General features: G+C 74.0%; 20 protein-coding genes. 11 read left to right on the top strand and 9 right to left on the bottom strand.

Annotated elements, in window-relative coordinates; translation table 11 throughout:
- Nucleotides 1–29: 29 nt before the first annotated feature.
- Both KZX45_RS11705 and KZX45_RS11710 read right to left on the bottom strand, forming a co-directional pair.
- Nucleotides 30–1,160, bottom strand: a complete 1,131-nt coding sequence (locus tag KZX45_RS11705; RefSeq protein WP_248257922.1) for a cation diffusion facilitator family transporter — start codon at nt 1,158–1,160, stop codon at nt 30–32.
- Nucleotides 1,157–1,534, bottom strand: a complete 378-nt coding sequence (locus KZX45_RS11710) for a metalloregulator ArsR/SmtB family transcription factor (RefSeq protein WP_282453600.1) — start codon at nt 1,532–1,534, stop codon at nt 1,157–1,159. The genes KZX45_RS11705 and KZX45_RS11710 overlap by 4 nt, the downstream gene beginning before the upstream one ends.
- Nucleotides 1,535–1,721: 187 nt before the next feature.
- Here KZX45_RS11710 and KZX45_RS11715 point away from each other — a divergent pair, with 187 nt between their 5' ends.
- A complete protein-coding gene (locus tag KZX45_RS11715) occupies nt 1,722–2,741 on the top strand; it encodes a glycine betaine ABC transporter substrate-binding protein (RefSeq protein ID WP_248257923.1) in 1,020 nt (339 codons plus the stop codon).
- A 96-nt stretch (nt 2,742–2,837) separates the two neighbouring features.
- Here KZX45_RS11715 and KZX45_RS11720 read toward each other — a convergent pair whose 3' ends face one another.
- The gene (locus tag KZX45_RS11720; protein ID WP_248258037.1) at nt 2,838–3,389 is read right to left on the bottom strand and encodes an XRE family transcriptional regulator; all 552 of its coding nucleotides are present in this window, start codon (nt 3,387–3,389) and stop codon (nt 2,838–2,840) included.
- A gap of 137 nt (nt 3,390–3,526) precedes the next feature.
- On the opposite strand from KZX45_RS11720, the gene KZX45_RS11725 reads away from it, so the two are divergent.
- A complete protein-coding gene (locus KZX45_RS11725) occupies nt 3,527–4,492 on the top strand; it encodes an NAD(P)/FAD-dependent oxidoreductase (protein ID WP_248257924.1) in 966 nt (321 codons plus the stop codon).
- Here the strand turns inward: KZX45_RS11725 and KZX45_RS11730 are convergent.
- Nucleotides 4,468–5,280 carry a TetR/AcrR family transcriptional regulator gene (locus tag KZX45_RS11730; protein WP_248257925.1) on the bottom strand — a complete coding sequence of 271 codons (813 nt, stop codon included), beginning with the start codon at nt 5,278–5,280 and terminating at the stop codon, nt 4,468–4,470. The two genes, KZX45_RS11725 and KZX45_RS11730, sit on opposite strands and share 25 nt — an antisense overlap.
- Before the next feature lie 84 nt (nt 5,281–5,364).
- Between KZX45_RS11730 and KZX45_RS11735 the strand changes: the two genes are divergently transcribed.
- Nucleotides 5,365–5,754 (top strand): VOC family protein, encoded by a 390-nt coding sequence (locus KZX45_RS11735; protein ID WP_248257926.1) that lies wholly within the window; start codon nt 5,365–5,367, stop codon nt 5,752–5,754.
- Between the two features lie 97 nt (nt 5,755–5,851).
- On the opposite strand, the gene KZX45_RS11740 is transcribed toward KZX45_RS11735, so the two are convergent.
- The gene (locus KZX45_RS11740) at nt 5,852–6,646 is read right to left on the bottom strand and encodes an ABC transporter permease (RefSeq protein ID WP_248257927.1); all 795 of its coding nucleotides are present in this window, start codon (nt 6,644–6,646) and stop codon (nt 5,852–5,854) included.
- The gene (locus KZX45_RS11745; protein WP_248257928.1) at nt 6,643–7,686 is read right to left on the bottom strand and encodes an ATP-binding cassette domain-containing protein; all 1,044 of its coding nucleotides are present in this window, start codon (nt 7,684–7,686) and stop codon (nt 6,643–6,645) included. Before KZX45_RS11745 ends, KZX45_RS11740 begins: the two co-directional genes overlap by 4 nt.
- A 63-nt stretch (nt 7,687–7,749) precedes the next feature.
- Here KZX45_RS11745 and KZX45_RS11750 point away from each other — a divergent pair, with 63 nt between their 5' ends.
- Nucleotides 7,750–8,706 (top strand): YafY family protein, encoded by a 957-nt coding sequence (locus KZX45_RS11750; RefSeq protein WP_248257929.1) that lies wholly within the window; start codon nt 7,750–7,752, stop codon nt 8,704–8,706.
- Between the two features lie 11 nt (nt 8,707–8,717).
- On the opposite strand, the gene KZX45_RS11755 is transcribed toward KZX45_RS11750, so the two are convergent.
- Complete coding sequence (locus KZX45_RS11755) at nt 8,718–9,320, bottom strand: protein-L-isoaspartate O-methyltransferase (protein ID WP_248257930.1); 603 nt, start codon at nt 9,318–9,320, stop codon at nt 8,718–8,720.
- A gap of 123 nt (nt 9,321–9,443) precedes the next feature.
- Here KZX45_RS11755 and KZX45_RS11760 point away from each other — a divergent pair, with 123 nt between their 5' ends.
- Entirely contained in the window at nt 9,444–10,475 is a 1,032-nt protein-coding gene (locus KZX45_RS11760) for a Gfo/Idh/MocA family protein (protein ID WP_248257931.1), read from the top strand.
- A gap of 5 nt (nt 10,476–10,480) precedes the next feature.
- Here KZX45_RS11760 and KZX45_RS11765 read toward each other — a convergent pair whose 3' ends face one another.
- Complete coding sequence (locus KZX45_RS11765; protein WP_248257932.1) at nt 10,481–11,035, bottom strand: DUF488 family protein; 555 nt, start codon at nt 11,033–11,035, stop codon at nt 10,481–10,483.
- A 56-nt stretch (nt 11,036–11,091) separates the two neighbouring features.
- Between KZX45_RS11765 and KZX45_RS11770 the strand changes: the two genes are divergently transcribed.
- The 6 genes from KZX45_RS11770 (at nt 11,092) to KZX45_RS11795 (ending at nt 16,012) form a co-directional block, all read left to right on the top strand.
- Complete coding sequence (locus KZX45_RS11770) at nt 11,092–11,850, top strand: 2,3-bisphosphoglycerate-dependent phosphoglycerate mutase (protein ID WP_248257933.1); 759 nt, start codon at nt 11,092–11,094, stop codon at nt 11,848–11,850.
- Nucleotides 11,850–12,500 (top strand): SGNH/GDSL hydrolase family protein, encoded by a 651-nt coding sequence (locus KZX45_RS11775; protein ID WP_248257934.1) that lies wholly within the window; start codon nt 11,850–11,852, stop codon nt 12,498–12,500. The genes KZX45_RS11770 and KZX45_RS11775 overlap by 1 nt, the downstream gene beginning before the upstream one ends.
- A 110-nt stretch (nt 12,501–12,610) precedes the next feature.
- Complete coding sequence (locus KZX45_RS11780; RefSeq protein WP_248257935.1) at nt 12,611–14,014, top strand: hypothetical protein; 1,404 nt, start codon at nt 12,611–12,613, stop codon at nt 14,012–14,014.
- A 98-nt stretch (nt 14,015–14,112) separates the two neighbouring features.
- Entirely contained in the window at nt 14,113–14,667 is a 555-nt protein-coding gene (locus tag KZX45_RS11785) for a gluconokinase (RefSeq protein ID WP_248257936.1), read from the top strand.
- A gap of 62 nt (nt 14,668–14,729) precedes the next feature.
- Nucleotides 14,730–15,398, top strand: coding sequence for a histidine phosphatase family protein (locus KZX45_RS11790; protein ID WP_248257937.1), 669 nt, complete (start codon nt 14,730–14,732; stop codon nt 15,396–15,398).
- 137 nt (nt 15,399–15,535) lie between these two features.
- On the top strand, nt 15,536–16,012 hold the full coding sequence (locus KZX45_RS11795) for a hypothetical protein (RefSeq protein WP_248257938.1): 477 nt from the start codon (nt 15,536–15,538) through the stop codon (nt 16,010–16,012).
- Between the two features lie 206 nt (nt 16,013–16,218).
- Here the strand turns inward: KZX45_RS11795 and KZX45_RS11800 are convergent, their stop codons facing one another.
- The gene (locus KZX45_RS11800) at nt 16,219–17,160 is read right to left on the bottom strand and encodes a phosphoglycerate dehydrogenase (protein WP_248257939.1); all 942 of its coding nucleotides are present in this window, start codon (nt 17,158–17,160) and stop codon (nt 16,219–16,221) included.
- Between the last annotated feature and the right edge of the window lie 10 nt (nt 17,161–17,170).

Consider the following 17,170-nt stretch of genomic DNA (forward strand, 5'->3'; position numbering starts at 1 on the left):
CGACGGGCTCGGCCGGGTGACTCAGGTCGTCAGTCCGCGAACGTCCGGGTGCCGGCGGGCTCCGGGGCGGCCGGCCCGGTGGCGGCGGGCTCCGCATGCCCCGACCGCGCGCGGTCCGGCACCGGCGAGACCGCGACCGTGCCGACCCCGGGCAGCGCCCGGCGCAGGGCCCGGGCCGCCCGGTCCTGGACCGCCACGAAGTCGCCGACGGTCGTCTCGGCGGCGAGGGCGACGGCGGCGGTGACGTCGAGCCGGTGCCCGTTCCAGCGCAGGCGCAGGTCCGCGACGTCGCCGACGCCCGGGACGGCCCGCAGCGCCTCCTCGGCGCGGTCGGTGAGGTCCGGGTCGACGCCGTCGAGGAGGCGACGGCCGACGTCGCGGGCGGTGCCCCACAGCAGCACCCCGATCATGGCGGAGATGATCAGGCCGACGACGGGGTCCGCCTGGGGGAAGCCCAGCCAGACCCCGATGACGCCGGCGACCACGGCGAGCGAGGTGAAGCCGTCGGTGCGGGCGTGCACGCCGTCGGCCACCAGGGCCGCGGAGCCGATCCGCCGGCCCACCCGGATCCGGTAGACGGCCACCGCCTCGTTCCCGGCGAACCCGATGATCCCCGCCGCGAGCACCCAGCCGAGGTGGTCCAGCTGCACCGGGTCCACCAGGCGACGGACGGACTCCACCGCGGCCACCACCGCGGACAGCGCGATCATCGCGACGATGAAGAGCCCGGCCAGGTCCTCCGCTCGCCCGAGGCCGTGGGTGAAGCGGCGGGTCGGTGCGCGCCGCCCGAGCACGAAGGCGATCCACAGCGGGACGGCGGTCAGGGCGTCGGAGAAGTTGTGGACGGTGTCCGCCGCGAGGGCGACGGAGCCGCTGACCGCGACGATGACCAGCTGCAGCGCCGCCGTGACGCCGAGCGCGACCAGGCTGAACTTCACGGCCCGGATGCCCTGGGCGCTGGCCTCGAGCGCGTCGTCGATCGAGTCGGCGGCGTCGTGGCTGTGCGGGACGAAGAGGTGCTGAAGGAACCCCCTCAGGCCGCCGTGGTGGTGGTGGTCGTGGTCGTGCTGGTGGGCGTGGTCGTCGTGGTGACCGTGCGCGTGCGGGTCGTCGTGGCCGTGACCGTCGTCGTGGCCGTGCTGGTGCCGGACCGCGCTCATGACGCCTCGGTGGTCGGCTCGACGGCGACCGGGCGGTGGTGCCGCGGGGTGGCCTCCAGGGCGTGCTCCGCCTGGAAGATCGCGTCGTTGACGAGCTGGCTGGCGTGCTCGTTCTGCAGGCTGTAGAAGACGCGCGTGCCCTGCTGGCGAGGCGCCACGATCCGGGCCAGACGCAGCTTGGCGAGGTGCTGGGAGACGGCGGCGGGCGACTTCTCGACGAGCTCCGCGAGCTCGTTGACCGACCGCTCGCCGTCCCGCAGCGCGAGGATGATCCGGATCCGCGTGACGTCGGCGAGCATCGCGAAGATGTCCGCCGCCACCTCGAAGTACTGCGGATCGGGCTCTGTCCCGCGAGCCTGCTTATCTGCATGCATGCGTAGATTCTTGCGTACGGCCGTCCCGAGGGTCAATGCCCCGGCCCGGGCGGCCGGTTCTTCGTCGTCGGGTCACGATCGGGTCACCGACACCGGCAGGCCACCCGATGGGGTTGCGCGGCCGGGCCCGCCACGGTCGAATGGCCGACGACGCCCGGGGGGTCGCCCCCAGCACAGGAGGAGCAGCATGCGCCGTTCAGTCACCGCCGTCCTGGGCGGCCTCGCCGTCCTCGCCCTCGCCGCGTGCGGCGACCCCGGCTCCGCGGGCGGGGGAGGCGGGGGAGGTGGCGCGACGTCCGGCGGCGGCACGGGCACGTCGGCCGCCGCGGCCTGCGACCCGGTGGCGGGCGACCAGCTCGTGGTCCTGGAGGACGACAAGAACCTGCAGACCGTGGACAACGTCATCCCGGCCGTCAACGCCGAGGCTGCGCAGCCGCCCATGATCGCCGCGCTGGACGCCGTCTCTGCCGCCCTCGACACCGACAAGCTCATTGAGCTCAACAAGCAGGTCGACGTCGAGCGCAACACCTCCACCCAGGCGGCGGCGGAGTTCTACGAGTCCGCGGGCATCGAGGTCACCGACACCTCCGGCTCCGGCCAGGTCGTGGTCGGGGCGGCCAACTTCTCCGAGTCCGCCACCCTGGCCGAGCTCTACGCGCTCGCCCTCGAGGACGCCGGCTACGACGCCGAGGTGCGCACCATCGGCAACCGCGAGACCTACGAGCCGGCGCTGGAGTCCGGCGAGCTGACGGTCGTGCCCGAGTACGTCGGCACCCTCACCGAGTTCCTCAACGTCAAGGTCAACGGCCCCGACGCGACCGCCGAGGACCCGAAGGCCAGCCCCGACCTCGAGGCCACCACGGAGAACCTCACCGCGCTCGGCGAGGAGGTCGGCCTCGTGTTCGGCGAGCCCTCGGAGGCGGCCGACCAGAACGCGTACGCCGTGACGACGGCCTTCGCCGAGGAGCACGACGTGACCACGCTGTCCGAGCTTGCCGAGGCGTGCGGCGAGCTGACGCTCGGCGGCCCGGTGGAGTGCCCCGACCGGCCCTTCTGCCAGCCCGGCCTCGAGGAGACCTACGGCCTGACGTTCTCCGAGTTCGTCGCGCTCGACGCCGGCGGGCCGCTGACCAAGCAGGCCCTCACCGCGGGCGACATCGCCCTCGGGATGGTGTTCTCCTCGGACGCGGCGCTGGCCACCGAGTAGCCACCGAGCGGCGACAGAGTGGTCACCGAGCAGTCGCCGAGCAGCTGGCCGAGGCGGCGTGGCCCGCGCGCCGCTGCGCCTCCGGGTGTGGGTCCGTCAGCTCGTGGCCGAGGGGGCTCCTGACCGCGGTCGCGCGCGCAGGTGGGCGCGCTCGCCCTGGCGGCCGAACAGGCTCAGGAACTCGACCGCCTGACCGTCGGCGCCGCCGAACCAGTGCGGGACGCGGGTGTCGAACTCGGCCGCCTCGCCCGGGGTGAGCACCAGGTCGTGCTCGCCCAGGACCACGCGCAGCCGGCCGTCGAGCACGTAGATCCACTCGTACCCCTCGTGCGTCTGCAGGTCGGGCTCCGCCGGGCGGCTGGTCGCGGGGATCACGAGTTTGTAGGCCTGGATGCCGCCCGACCTGCGGGTGAGCGGGAGCATCGTCATGCCGTGCTTCGTCACCGGGCGCAGGTGGACGCGCGGGTCCCCGGTGGGCGGGGCGTCCACGAGCTCGTCGAGCGTGACACCGTGCGCGCGGGCGATCGGGAGCAGCAGCTCGAGCGTGGGGCGCCGCGACCCGGACTCGAGCCGCGACAGCGTGCTCACCGAGACGCCGGTCGCCGCGGACAGGGCGGCCAGCGTGGTCTCCCTCTGCTGGCGCAGCATGCGCAGCCTCGGCCCGACGGAGCTCAGGGCGCGGTCGAGATCCTGCGTGCTGTCCACGAGATGCAGTTTGCCATAGCGGCAAAAGCGCTTGCCTCCGGGAGCTGGTTGGTCGCACCGTGGTCGGGGAGGTGGTCACGGTGACCCAGGAGCTGGAGAGTCGGTTCGACGTGGTGGTGGTCGGCGGCGGGGCCGCCGGCCTGAGCGGGGCGCTCATGCTGGCGCGGGCCCGCAGGTCGGTGCTGGTGGTCGACGGCGGGCGTCCCCGCAACGCGCCGGCCGCTGCCGTGCACGGGCTGCTGGCCCGGGACGGCGTGCCGCCGGCCGAGCTCCTCGAGCGCGGCCGCGAGGAGGTGGCGCGCTACGGCGGCCAGCTGACCCGCGGCGAGGTTCGCGCGGTCGACGCGGACGGCGACCGCTTCGTCGTCGGCCTGGCCGACGGGCGCGCGGTCCGGGCCCGCCGGCTGCTGGTGGCGACCGGCGCCGTCGACGACCTGCCCGACGTCGCCGGGCTGAGGGACCGGTGGGGCCGAGACGTCCTGCACTGCCCGTACTGCCACGGCTGGGAGGTGCGGGACCGGGCGCTCGGCGTGCTGGCCCGGGGGCCGATGTCTGTGCACCAGGCGCTGCTCTTCCGGCAGTGGAGCGACGACGTGACGCTCTTCGCCCACACCGCTCCGGCGCCCACCGCGGAGCAGGCGGAGCAGCTCGCGGCCCGCGGCATCGCCGTGGTGACGGGTGAGGTGACCGCCGTCGAGGTCGTCGACGGCCGGCTGACGGGCGTCCGGCTCGCCGACGGCACCGTGGTGGCGCGCGAGGCCGTCGTCGTCGCCACGCGGATGCTGGTCCGCGCGCCGTTCCTGGAGGGGCTCGGGCTGCGGGCCGTCGAGCACCCCTCGGGGCTCGGTGAGCACGTTCCGGCCGAGCCGGGCGGCCGGACCGAGGTGCCCGGGGTGTGGGTCGCGGGGAACGTGACGGACCTGGCGGCGCAGGTCGGCGCGGCCGCGGCGGCCGGCGCCACCGCGGCGGCCCAGCTCAACGCCGACCTGGTCGAGGAGGACGTGCGCCTCGCCGTCGAGGCCTACCGGGGCGCCGTCGTGCGCTGAGGAGAGGGTGTCGCAGCCGGCCCGGGCTCCTCGATGATCGCGGCCAGCCCGTCGAGCACGCGGGCGAGGCCGAAGTCGAACGCACGCCCGGCCTCCCACGCGGCCCCCTGCGCCTCGCCGGCCGCGGTGCCGACCCGCGACGCGAGCGGGAACGCCCCGGGGTCGAGGGCCTGGGCCAGCAGCGGCCCGGCCGACGCCCACCACTGCTCCTCGTCCAGTGCGGACTCGCTCCGTGCGGCGGCCGCGTCGGCCGCCGTTCGCGCCCAGCCCTGCACGAACGCCAGCACCCACGCCAGTGCCGCGTCCATCGTGACGTCGTCGAGGCCGAGCCCGTCGAGCGCGGCGAGCTCGTGGTCGTACTTGGCCAACGCCCCGGGGCCCAGGGCCGGCCTCGTGGTCGAGACGCCGGCCGCCCACGGGTGGCGCTCGAACAGCTCCCGGTTCTCGAGCGCGACGGCGCTCACCCGCTCGCGCCAGGGCCGCTCCGCCGTCGTCCGCCGCGGCATCTGGGCGTAGACGTGGTCGAGCAGGAGGTCGAGCAGCTCGGCCTTGCCCGGCACGTAGGTGTACAGCGTCATCGGTGCGGTCCCGACGGCTCCCGCGACCCGACGCATGGTCACGGCGTCCAGCCCCTCGGCGTCCGCCAGGGCCACCGCCCGCTCAACGATGGCGTCGACGCTCAGCCCCTGCCGCGGCCCGCGGGCGGGTGACCGGTCCGGCAGGGAGTGGCGCCAGAGCAGGGCGATCGTGCGGGCGGGATCGCCGGTGCTCGTGCGCGGAGAGGCCATGGGAATATCCTCGTGCATCGTACGTTGTACGACGTACGCTGTACCGAAAGGTTCGCACAGTCCAGACCACCGCGAGGAGCACGCATGAACATCACCGCCTCCGCCGTCAGCCTCAACGTCGCCGACCCGGCGGCGTCCGCCCGCTTCCTCGTCGACCACTTCGGGTTCACCGAGGAGATGGCGGCCGACGGCTTCCACTCGTTGAGCCGTCCGGACGCGGGCTTCAACGTGGCGTACCTGCGGGTCGGCCTGCCGACGCTGCCGGACGACCAGCGCGACGTCCACGCCCAGGGGCAGATCCTCGCCTTCGTCGTCGACGACCTCGAGGGCGAGCTGGCCCGCCTCCAGCAGGAGGGGGTCGAGATCACCATGCCGCTGACCGTGGAGGAGTGGGGCGAGCGCGCCTTCCAGGTCCGCGACCCCAACGGCGTCATCGTCCAGCTGGTCGACTGGAACGGCCCGACGACCGCCTGATGAGAACAGACCGAAGGGTTCGTACCGAGATCCGGTACGAACCCTTCGGGTTGTCCTGGGCTGGTGCCGGGCACGGACTGTGCGGGCGGCACGCCCCTCAGATGCTGTTGCGCATCGCCCGGATCCCGACCGCAAGTCCGACGACGGCGACGACCGCCGCCGCAAGCCCGCCCTGCCACACCGCCGTGTCACCGAACGCCCCGTTGAACAGCGCCCGCTCCGCGTCGACCATGTACGTCAGCGGGTTGAACCGGGCGAGCACCTGCATCCACCCCGGACCCGACTCCAGCGGCAGCAGCATCCCGGAGAGCAGCATGAGCGGGAACAGCAGCCCCTGCTGCACGGTCCAGAACATCCAGTCGCGCTCGCGGCTGACGATGCCGAGCGCGTAGCTCAGCGCCCCGAGGCCCATCCCGAAGACGGCGAGCATCGCCAGCCCCACCGCCATGCCCGGGAGCGACGGCCGGAAGCCGAACAGCGCGGCGATCCCGGAGATCACCAGCGACTGCAGCACGAGCGGGACCATCTCCTTGCACGCGCGCCCGATCATCAGCGCCGGCCGCGACACCGGCGCGACCAGCACCCGCTCGTGCGCGCCGGACTGGATCTCGTAGAGCAGGTTCGACCCCGTCATCGCCGTGCCGAAGAGCGCGATCATCACCACGATGCCCGGGACGAACCACTGGAACGCCTCGGCGATCGGCAGCCCGGTCATGCCGCCGAGCAGCGGGCCGAACAGGGCCAGGAACATCAGCGGCTGCATCAGTGAGAACACGAGGCTGAAGGGGTCGCGCAGCATCGGGCGCAGCTCGCGCACGAAGACGCTGACGGAGTCGTGCACGACGCCCGACGGGCGGGGCGCGACGGTGGTCGGTGCGGTCACGGCGGTCATCGCGGGGCTCCTGCGGTGGCGGGTTCTGGGGCGGTGGTCTCGGCGGCCTCGTTCTCCTCGCGCAGGCTGCGGCCGGTGAGGGCGAGGAAGACGTCGTCGAGGGTGGGCCGGGCCAGCTCGGCCGCGAGCACGGTGCTCCCGTGCGCGTCCAGCTCGCGCAGCAGGCGCGGGAGCACCCGGTCGCCGTGGTGGACCGCCACGGTCAGGCGCGTGCCCTCGGCGGTCGGCTCCGCCGTCGGCTCGGGGCTCGCAGCCCCGGACTTCTCGGCCGCGCGCCGCGCGATCGCCACGGCGCCGGCGGGGTCGCCGCCCACGACGACGGTGATGCGGTCACCCGCGAGGGTCGCCTTCAGGCGCGGGGCGGTGTCGTCGGCGATGAGCTCGCCGTGGTCCATGACCATCACCCGCTCGGCGAACTGGTCCGCCTCGTCGAGGTAGTGCGTGGTGAGCAGCAGCGTCATCCCGTACCGCTCGCGCAGCCGCAGGATGTGCTCCCACAGGTTCGCGCGCGACTGCGGGTCCAGGCCGGTGGACGGCTCGTCGAGGAAGAGCAGGCCCGGGCCGGGGATGAGGCCGAGGGCGATGTCGACGCGGCGGCGCTGTCCGCCGGACAGCTTCATCGTCGGCCGGTCCGCCACCTCGCCCAGGCCGAGCGCCTCGACGAGCTCGTCGGCCCGGCGGCGGGTCTCGGCGCGGCTCAGCCCGTAGAGCGCGCCCTGGCTGAGGAGCTCGTCGCGGACCCGCTGGTACTGCCCCGCGCCGTTCTTCTGGCCGATGTAGCCGATGCGGGCCCTGACCTCCGCGGGCTCCCGGGCGACGTCGTGCCCGCAGACCGTGGCGGTGCCGCTGGTCGGCTCCAGCAGGGTGGTGAGCATGCGCAGGGAGGTGGACTTGCCCGCCCCGTTGGGGCCCAGGAAGGCGGTGACCGAGCCCGGCTCGACGTCCATGGTCAGGTCGCTCACCGCGACGACGGTGCGTCCTCCCGCGCCGCGGAACTCCTTCCGCAGCCCGCGGGAACTGATGATCGGTGGAATAGCCATGACCAGCACGCTACGGAGCATCGCGGTCAGATCCTGGCCGCATGGGAGCGTAGATTCTCAGCCGTGTCAGATCCCACCGCCCGCGCCCTGAGGCTGCTGTCGCTGCTCCAGACGCACCGCTTCTGGTCCGGTCCCGAGCTGGCCGGCCGGCTCGGGGTGTCCGAGCGGACGCTGCGCCGCGACGTCGACCGGCTGCGCGAGCTCGGCTACCGAGTGGCCGCCCAGCCCGGTGCGGCCGGCGGGTACCAGCTCGAGGGCGGCGCCTCCGTGCCCCCGCTCCTCCTGGACGACGACGAGGCGGTCGCCATCGCCGTCGGGCTGCGGACCGCCGCCGTGCAGGGGGTCGGGGAGGGGGAGCAGACCTCGCTGCGGGCGCTGGCGAAGATCGAGCAGGTGCTCCCGCGGAACCTTCGCCGCCGCGTCTCGGCGCTGCAGGAGCACACGATCCCGGCGGTGCGGTCGGACGCGCGGGTGGCGGCCGACGTGCTCGCGCAGCTCGCGCTGGCCTGCCGCGACCACGAGCGCGTGCGCTTCCGCTACACCGCCCGCAGCGGGACGGAGACGTCCCGGCTCGTCGAGCCGCACTCGCTGGTCCCGCGCGACCGGCGCTGGTACCTCGTGGCGTGGGACGTCGCCCGGGCCGACTGGCGCACCTTCCGCATCGACCGCCTCACCGACCTGTTCAGCACGGGCGCGCGCGTGGCCCCGCGCGAGCTGCCGGCCGAGGACGCGGCCGAGTTCGTGCTCGCCGCGCACGCCGGGGCGGCGCGCCGCTACGAGGCCACGGTCCGCATGCGCGCCACGATGGGGCAGGTCCGCGCCCACTTCGGGGTCTGGGCCGCGGACGCCGTCGAGGGGCCCGGCGGCACGGTCGACTGGCCGATCGGTGGCCCCTCCGTCCCGGAGCTCCTCATGGCCCTGCTCTGGATCCCGGCCGACTACGAGTGGACCCTGCTCTGCGACGACGACGTGGCCGCCGCCGTCCGCACCTTCCGCGACCGGCTGGCGCGCGCGCTGTGAGCGGCGGCCCGTCAGTCCGCCGCGCGCAGCGGCACGAAGCTGAACCAGCCCGCCTTCCGCGTGCTGACGCCCTCGCCGCGGCGGTCCACGACCAGGAGCCGCCCGCGCACCGGGACCACCATGCGGCCGCCGTCGGCCAGCTGGTCCACCAGCGCCTGGGGGAGCCGCCGCGCCTCCGCGGAGACGAGGATCCGGTCGAACGGCGCGTCCTGCGGCCGGCCCAGGCGCCCCGGCTCCGCCTGCTCGATCCGCGCGCCCTGCACCTCCGCGCCCAGCAGGTGCCGGCGGCCCATGCTCACGAGCTCCGGCTCGAGCTCCACGCCCACCACCGAGCCACCGGGGGCGACGAGGCGGGCGAGCAGCGCGGTGGTCCAGCCGGACCCCGAGCCGACGTCGAGCGCGCGGCAGCCCGGGCGCGGGTCCAGCTCCTCGAGCATCGCCGCCACGGTGCTCGGCTGCGAGCACGTCGCCCCGTGGCCGATGCGCAGGGGCATGTCGGCGTGCGCGAAGCGGAGCTGGGGCTTGGGCAGGAAGTCGCGGCGGTCGACCGCGGCCATCGCCGCGCGTACGCGGTCTGCGGCCCGCGCGTCGGCCGGGATCGGCTTGTCGGACACCTGCCCACCCCCTCGACCGGATCTGTCGCGCCCGCCGTCCCGATCCTCCCGCCGACAGCGGCAGCGCGCCTCCGCGCCGTGGACCGGTCCGCGGGCCCGCGGAGGGCCCGGTAGCGTGCGCTCATGACACCTCCACCGCTTCCGCACGTCCGCTGGGGCATCATCGGCGTCGGAGCGGTGACGGAGCGCAAGTCCGGACCCGGCCTGCAGCGCGCCGACGGGTCCTCCCTCGTGGCGGTGATGCGCCGCGACGGCGCCAAGGCCGCCGACTACGCCCGCCGGCACGGCGTGCCGCGCTGGTACGACGACGCCGACGCCCTCATCGCGGACCCGCAGGTCGACGCCGTCTACATCGCCACCCCGCCCAACAGCCACCGCGACTACACCTTGCGCGCCGCCGCCGCCGGCAAGCCCGTGTACGTGGAGAAGCCGATGGCGCGCACCGCCGCCGAGTGCGAGGACATGATCGCCGCGTGCGACCGAGCCGGCGTGCCGCTCTTCGTGGCGTACTACCGCCGCGCGATGCCGCGGTTCGTCCGCGTCAAGGAGCTTCTCGACGGCGGGGCCGTGGGCGAGGTCCGGGCGGTCACCGTGCGTCTGCACGCACCGGCCGGGACGTGGGAGCCCGACCACCTCCCGTGGCGGGTCCGGCCCGAGATCTCCGGCGGCGGCCTGTTCGTCGACCTGGGCTCGCACACCCTCGACCTGCTCGACCACCTGCTCGGCCCGATCGAGGGCGTCACCGGCGTCGCGACGAACCAGGCCGGGCGCTACCCCGCCGAGGACCACGTCGCCGCCACGTTCCGCTTCGCGTCCGGGGCCGTCGGAACCGGCCTGTGGGCCTTCGACGCCGCGCTGCGCCAGGACGAGGTCGAGGTCGTCGGCACCGGGGGCACGCTGACCTTCTCCAGCTTCGGCGAGGAACCCCTCGCGCTACGCACCCCGGCCGGGGAGGAGCTGATCGAGGCGCCCTACCCCGAGGTGGTGCAGCAGCCGCTCATCCAGCTGGTCGTCGACGAGCTGACGGGCCGCGGGACCTCGCCGAGCACCGGGGCGAGCGCGCTGCGCACCGCCCGCGTCGTCGACGCGGTGCTCGCCGACCACCGCGCGGGTGCCGCCCGGAAGGCGGCGGCGCACGAGGACGCCGCGCGGTAGGCGCCTCAGCCGGACGGGCCGTCCCAGACCACCGTGCCCGGCTCCGCGAGCCGGGCGCCCTCGGCCACCCGGTGCTCCCGGAGCCCGCCGTCGTGCATGAGGTGGCGGACGGTCACGCCGTGCGCGACGGTCGCGACGTCGGCGATCAGCCGCCGGTGGCAGCGCCACCACACCGCCTCCGAGCACATCACCGCGGCCCGGCCGCGCTCGGCCCCGGCGAGCAGCTCGCCCATGGCGTCGCGGAAGTCCGGTTCGCGGGTCCAGCCGGCGTAGGCCCGGAAGGCGTCCACCTGCCACCAGGTGTCCGGGGACGGCGTGCCCTTCGGCAGGTGACGGCGACCGCCGAGGCGTTCCTCCCAGCGGTAGGCGACGCCGGCCTCGGGCAGCCACCGAGCCAGCGCCTCCCGCTTCACGTCCGGGTTGCTCCGCGACCCGGGGAAGCGCCGCACGTCCACGAGGTCGGTCACCCCGGCGCCCCGCAGCAGCCCGGCGAGGGCGGCGCGGTCCAGGGCCGCGTGCCCGACCGTCAGCAGGTGCGGGGCTTTCTGGTCCGAGCTCATGGGCCGGATCGTAGGCAGTTACCGCCGACCTTCGCCCGCCGTGCCACAGTGGTGCCGTGGATCCGTTCGGCTCTCTGGTGCTCGTCCGGCACGGCGAGTCGGTCGGGAACGCCCGCGGCCTGTTCTCCGGCATGCTCGACGTCGACCTCACGCCGGCGGGCGAGGAGGCCTGCCGCGTGGCCGGCGCCCGGCTGGCGGGTTCGGGCTGGACCCCGGACGTGGTCATCACCTCCGAGCTCACACGCGGCTGGCGCACCGCCGAGCTGATCATGGCCGCGCTGCTCTCGCCCGCGCCGATCGTCCGGACCTGGCGGTTGAACGAGCGCAGCTACGGGGCGCTGTCGGGGTACTCGAAGGCCGAGGTCCTCGAGGAGCACGGGCCCGAGCTCTTCCGCCACTGGCGACGCTCCTACGAGGGGCGCCCTCCGGCCCTGGACCGGCACACCCTCGCGGTGTGGCGGGGACTCAGCCCGTTCGACCGGCTCCCCGCCGAGGCGCTCGCGGCGACCGAGTCGCTGGCCGACGTCGTCGCCCGCCTCCGTCTCTGGCTGCCGGAGCTTCACGCGGAGCTCCGCGCCGGACGCGACGTGCTCGTCGTGGCGCACGGGAACTCCCTGCGGGCGCTGTGCGCGCTGCTCGACGACCTGACGCCGGAGGAGCTGTCCGCGCTCAACCTGCCCAACGCCCGGCCGCTGCGCTACGACCTCGTCGAGGGCGGCGACGGGCTGCGGCCCCGCGTGCGCGGCGGGCGCTACCTCGACCCCGAGGCGGCGCACGCCGAGGCGCTCGTCATCGCCCGCCAGGGCGGCACCTGATGGACCGGCGCGAGCTGCGACCGGTCCCCCCGGTCACCGGCCCCACGGAGGGCACCGTCGCGGGGGCGGTGCCCGGCTTCCGCCTGCTCGTCGTCGGAGAGTCGACGGCGGCCGGCACCGGCGCCCCGGACCACGACACCTCGCTCGTCGGGCACCTCGCCCGCGAGCTCGCCGCGGACGGCCAGCAGGTGGTCTGGCGGGCGGCCGGCCGCAACGGGGCGCGCGCCCGGGCCGTGGCTCGCGAGCTCGTGCCGACGGCGGCGGACTGGGACCCCACCCACGTCGTCGTGCTCACCGGTATCAACGACCTCCAGCTCGGCTGGCGGCCCGGCGCCTGGGCGACCGACGTCGCGGCGCTCCTGCGCGAGATCGCCGCCACCTGGCCCGCGGCCCGCGTCGTCATCAGCGGACTGCCCGACGTCACCGCCATCCCCGCGATCCCTGCGCCGTTGCGCCGCGTCCTCGCGCGCAAGGCCCGCCGGTTCGGGTGGGCTACGGAGCGGGCGGCCGCGGGGACCGGCGCGGTGTACGTCCCGGTGGACCACCTGCCGCTGACCCGGGATGACTTCTCGAGCGACGGGATGCACCCCGGCCCCGCCGGGTATGCGCGCTGGGCCCGGGCCCTCGCCCCGGCGGTCGCCAATTCCTGAGGCGAACTTACCGAGCCGAGCCCGGTCTTACGAGACTTAAGCCTCCGATTTTGGGGACGGGGGACTCGCGGGCTCACTAGCCTGGTTCGGATCGGCAAAGGAGCTGGCAAATGACCGAGGAAACGTGGCACGAGGCGCGTCTGATTCCCACGTCTGGAATTAATGGTGCGGAAGAGCAGGAGCGCCGGGCGACGTCTGCCCTGCTTGCTGTCATGACGGCCGTGAAGGAGTTCGGGCGGACGCTGACGAAATCCCTTGGCGCGCCCGCAGGGACCTTGGAGACCTACATCGAGGTGCCGTTCCAGCTGGGAGAGCGCCGTCTCTACCCCGACGGCCTGATCCGGGTGCGCCGCGGGCCACGGTCCTGGACCGCGCTGGTCGAGGTGAAGACTTCCAGCAACCCTCTGCAGTCCGAGCAGCTGGAGAACTATCTGGATATCGCCAAGGAGAACGGGTTCGACGCCGTCCTGACCATCTCGAACGAGATCGCTGCCGTTGAGGGGCAGCATCCGACGAGGGTGGACAAGCGAAAGCTTCGAAAGGTTGCGCTCCACCACCTGTCGTGGACGAAGATCCTCACCGAGGCGGTGATGCAGAAGGAGTTCCGCGGCGTCGCAGATCATGATCAGGCCTGGATCCTCGGCGAGCTGATCCGCTATCTGGAGCACCCGCGCTCTGGCGCGATGGAGTTCGAGGACATGGGCGATTCCTGGGTACAGACGCGAGATGCCGTGCGGGCGGGGACACTCCGCGTCACGGACAAGGGGCTCGCCGAGACGGTCGCCAGATTCGATGCCCTGCTTCGATACGTGAGTCTTCAGCTCGGGCGGCGTCTGGGTGCCGAAGTCACACCGGTTGTGTCAAGGAAGGAGCTCGCGGAACCAGCGATCAGGTCGAGCGCCTTGGCGGCGAGCCTGGTGGAGACCGGCACCTTGTGCGGCGAGATTCGCATTCCTGACACAGTGGGAAACCTGGTGGTGACCGCCGATCTGCGAGCTCGGAGCCTGACGTGCCACGTCGACATCGAGGCGCCCAAGGAGGGGCGGCCGAAGACTCGGGTGAACTGGCTTCTGCGCCAGCTCAAGGAGGCGCCCGGACACATCCGGGTGGAGGTCTTCTCCGCCCGAAGCCGCGGCGCCGGCGCCGCGGACCTTCTGGTCGCGGCCCGCGAGGACCCGATGCGGCTTCTGCCCGACCCGGCCCGTGAGCCCCGGTCCTTCCGCGTTGCTCTGTCGGCCCCCATGGGGACGAAGCGAGGGCGCGGGCGCGGATCCTTCATCGACTCCGTCAGTGACCTGATCGACGACTTCTACGGAGAGGTGATGCAGCACCTGAAGGCATGGTCGGCCGCACCTCCCCGGATGCGGTCGGAGGCGGGCCTGTCTGCCGAGGAGCCCAGTGTGGCCGGCTCCGGCCTGTCCTCGACGGCGTTCTCCTCACAGGACGGACCGGAGATGCCCGAGTCCCCGGCGGAGGTGCCGGAACTCGAACCTGCGCGTTCCCTCTCTGGTTGAGGAGCCGGCAAGGCTGCAACTGGCGGCAAGGCGTGGCCCCGCGGGGCGGGGCCCGGGTACGTTCTGGGAAGCATCAGCCACCCGACGGGAGCGTCACCATGACCGAGGCCACCACCACCGAACTGTCCCCGTGGCCGAAGAAGGCCCGCGGACCCCGGCACCTCGTGGTCATGGGAGTCTCCGGCGGCGGCAAGTCGACCATCGCGATGATGCTGGCCGGAAAGCTCGGGTACATCTTCGCCGAGGGCGACGAGTTCCACAGCGAGGCCAACCGCGACAAGATGCGCTCCGGCACGCCCCTGAACGACGACGACCGCGCCCCGTGGCTGCAGTCCATCCAGGAGTGGATGACCGCCGAGGCCCGTGTGGGCCACTCCACCGTGGTCACCTGCTCCGCCCTGCGGCGCAAGTACCGCGACGTGCTCCGCGGCGCCGAGGGCAGCACGATCTTCGTCCACATGGCCCCGCCGGTGGACCTCACGCTTGAGCGTATGGAGGCGCGGCAGGGCCACTACATGCCGCCCAGCCTCCTGACCTCCCAGATCGACACGCTCGAGGAGCTCGAGCCCGACGAGGACGGCTTCAAGGTCTTCAACGTCGGCACGCCCACGCAGGTCCTCGGCGAGGTCCTCGAGCACCTCAAGGACCGCTGACCTCCGTTCCCGTCCGCTGACCGCGGGTTCCGGCTGCGGCGGCCATCGGTGATGATGGCTGCATGCGACTGATCCTCGTGCGCCACGGCCAGACCAGCTCCAACGTCGGCGGACTGCTCGACACCGCCGAGCCCGGAGCCGACCTCACCGACCTCGGCCGAGAGCAGGCCGCAGCCCTGCCCGCGGCGCTGGACGGCGAACCGATCGACCTGATCGTCGCGTCCACCCTGGTGCGCACCCAGCAGACCGCCTTCCCCCTCGCCACCGCGACCGGGCTGGAGACGCTCGTGCGACCGGGCGTGCGCGAGATTCGGGCCGGCGACCTGGAGATGCGCGGCGACCTGCCGTCCGTCCGGACGTACCTCGGGACCATCTTCGAGTGGAGCGCGGGCAACCTGGACGTGCGGGTGCCCGGCGGCGAGAGCGGGACGGAGTTCTTCGCCCGCTACGACGAGGTGGTCGCGGAGGTCGCCGCCACCGGCGTGAGCACCGCGGTGGTCGTCAGCCACGGGGCGGCGATCCGCTCGTGGGTCGCCGCCCGCACGGACAACGTCAGCATCGAGCACGCCGCGACGAACCCTGTGACGAACACGGGCGCCGTCGTCGTCGAGGGCAGCCCGGCCGAGGGTTGGACCACGCTGACGTGGGAGGGGCACGCCCTCGGCGGGCCCGCCGTCGAGGAGCTGGCGGCCGACGGCGCAGCCGCCGACACCGTCGACGTGCAGGGCTGAGACGCCCTCGTGACGGCTGCGTGACGTCGCCGTCCCGGCCTTGGCGTACGTACTTGTGCGTATGGTCGGCGCCGCCCGGACTCACGAGACTCCGTGTGAGGCCGCCACCGGGGCGGCACGCCACCAAGGAGGACCCCGTGACCGGGACTCGTCACCGCAATGTGTGGGGCCGCAGGGCGGGCGCCGTCGCCGCCACCGTCGCCGCGCTCGGCATCGCGACAGCGACCACCGCCTCGGCGCACCACTGCTACAAGATCGACTGGAACGACAGCGCGCGCGAGCAGCTCGCCAAGAACCGCACCGCCTGGATGCCGCTCTCGGACCTGGGCGCGATGATCATCGGTGCCCCCGTCGATCAGGGCGGCTACGGACGGCCGGACTGCGCGGCGTCGGCGGACACCGCCGTCGCGGCCTGGATGACCCAGACCGGCGCGACGCAGGAGCCGCTCATCCACTCGAAGGCCACCGTCGGGTCGGGCGCGGCGTACCAGGGCAAGGCCCCCAAGGGCTTCGCCTACCTCGGCGAGGAGGACTTCATGGTGCTCGTGATGGCGATCGAGGCCGACCTCGCGGAGACCTGCGACGGCTTCCAGCCGCTCGATCCGCCGGCCTAGGCCGGTCGGGCTCTGAGGGATCCCGCCCAACCTAACCCCCCAACAGGCGGGTCCCGAGAAGCCCGGACGGGCGGCCCCCCGCGCGCCAGATCCGCGCGCGGGAGGCCGTCCGTCTCTGTGTCTTGCGCGGGTGGCTGCCCGTCTCTGTGTCTTGCGCGGGTGGCTGCCCTCCTCGCGGGTTGCCGCCGTCTCTCGGGTCTCGCGTGTCAGGGGGCGACGACGTTGCGCAGCTGCCCGCCCGCTCGCAGGGCGGCGAGGTTCTCCCCGACGAGCTCGTCCGCCCCGACCGGCCGCCCGCCCGCGGCGTGCGGCGTGATCAGCAGGTTGGGCACGTCCCACAGGGCGGAGTCCGCGGGCAGCGGCTCGACCGCGGTCACGTCGACGGCGGCGCCGGCGATCTTTCCCGACGTCAGCGCGTCGGCGAGGGCGTCCTCGTCGACAGTCGACCCGCGGCCCACGTTGACGACGAACGCGTGCGCCGGGAGCGCGGCCAGCCGGTCCGCGTCGAGGGCGCGCTCCGTCTGCGGCGTGGCGGGGAGGATCATGATCAGCACGTCGGTGCGGGCCAGCTCGGCGTCCAGGTCCTTCTCGGCGACGACGTCGAACCCGTCGCGCCGGCCGGCCGTGCGCGCCACCCCGCGCACCTCGGCGCCGAGGCCGCGCAGCAGCGGGGCCAGGGTGCGTCCGATGTTGCCGAAGCCCCACACGAGCACCCGGGCGCCGATGAGCGAGGTGACCGCGCCGTCCGGCCGCAGCGGCTGGAGGCCGCCGATCTCGTCGGCCCACCGGTGCTCGGCCTGCGCCGCAGCGGCCTGCGGCAGCCGCCGGAGGAGGGCGAGGGTCAGCGCCAGGGCGTGCTCGGTCACCGTGGCGTCGTGGAGGCCGACGCCGGAGGTGACGACCACCCCGGGCGGGAAGCCCGCCGCCAGCACCGCGTCCGGGCCCGCGGCCAACGTCTGCACCCAGCGCAGGTTCGGCATCCGGCCGGCGACGGCCGCGAGGTGCTCGGGCCGGTTGCCCCACACGACCAGCGCCTCGGCGTCGAGGTGCTCCTCGGGCACCGGGGCGGCCGCGTCGTAGACGACGGCGGAGACGTCGTCGGGCAGCGACGGCGCGAGCGGGACGGAGCTGGGCAGCAGGATCTTCATGGTTCTCCTC

The organism is Georgenia sp. EYE_87 (assembly GCF_023148685.1).
Taxonomy (GTDB): domain Bacteria; phylum Actinomycetota; class Actinomycetes; order Actinomycetales; family Actinomycetaceae; genus Georgenia.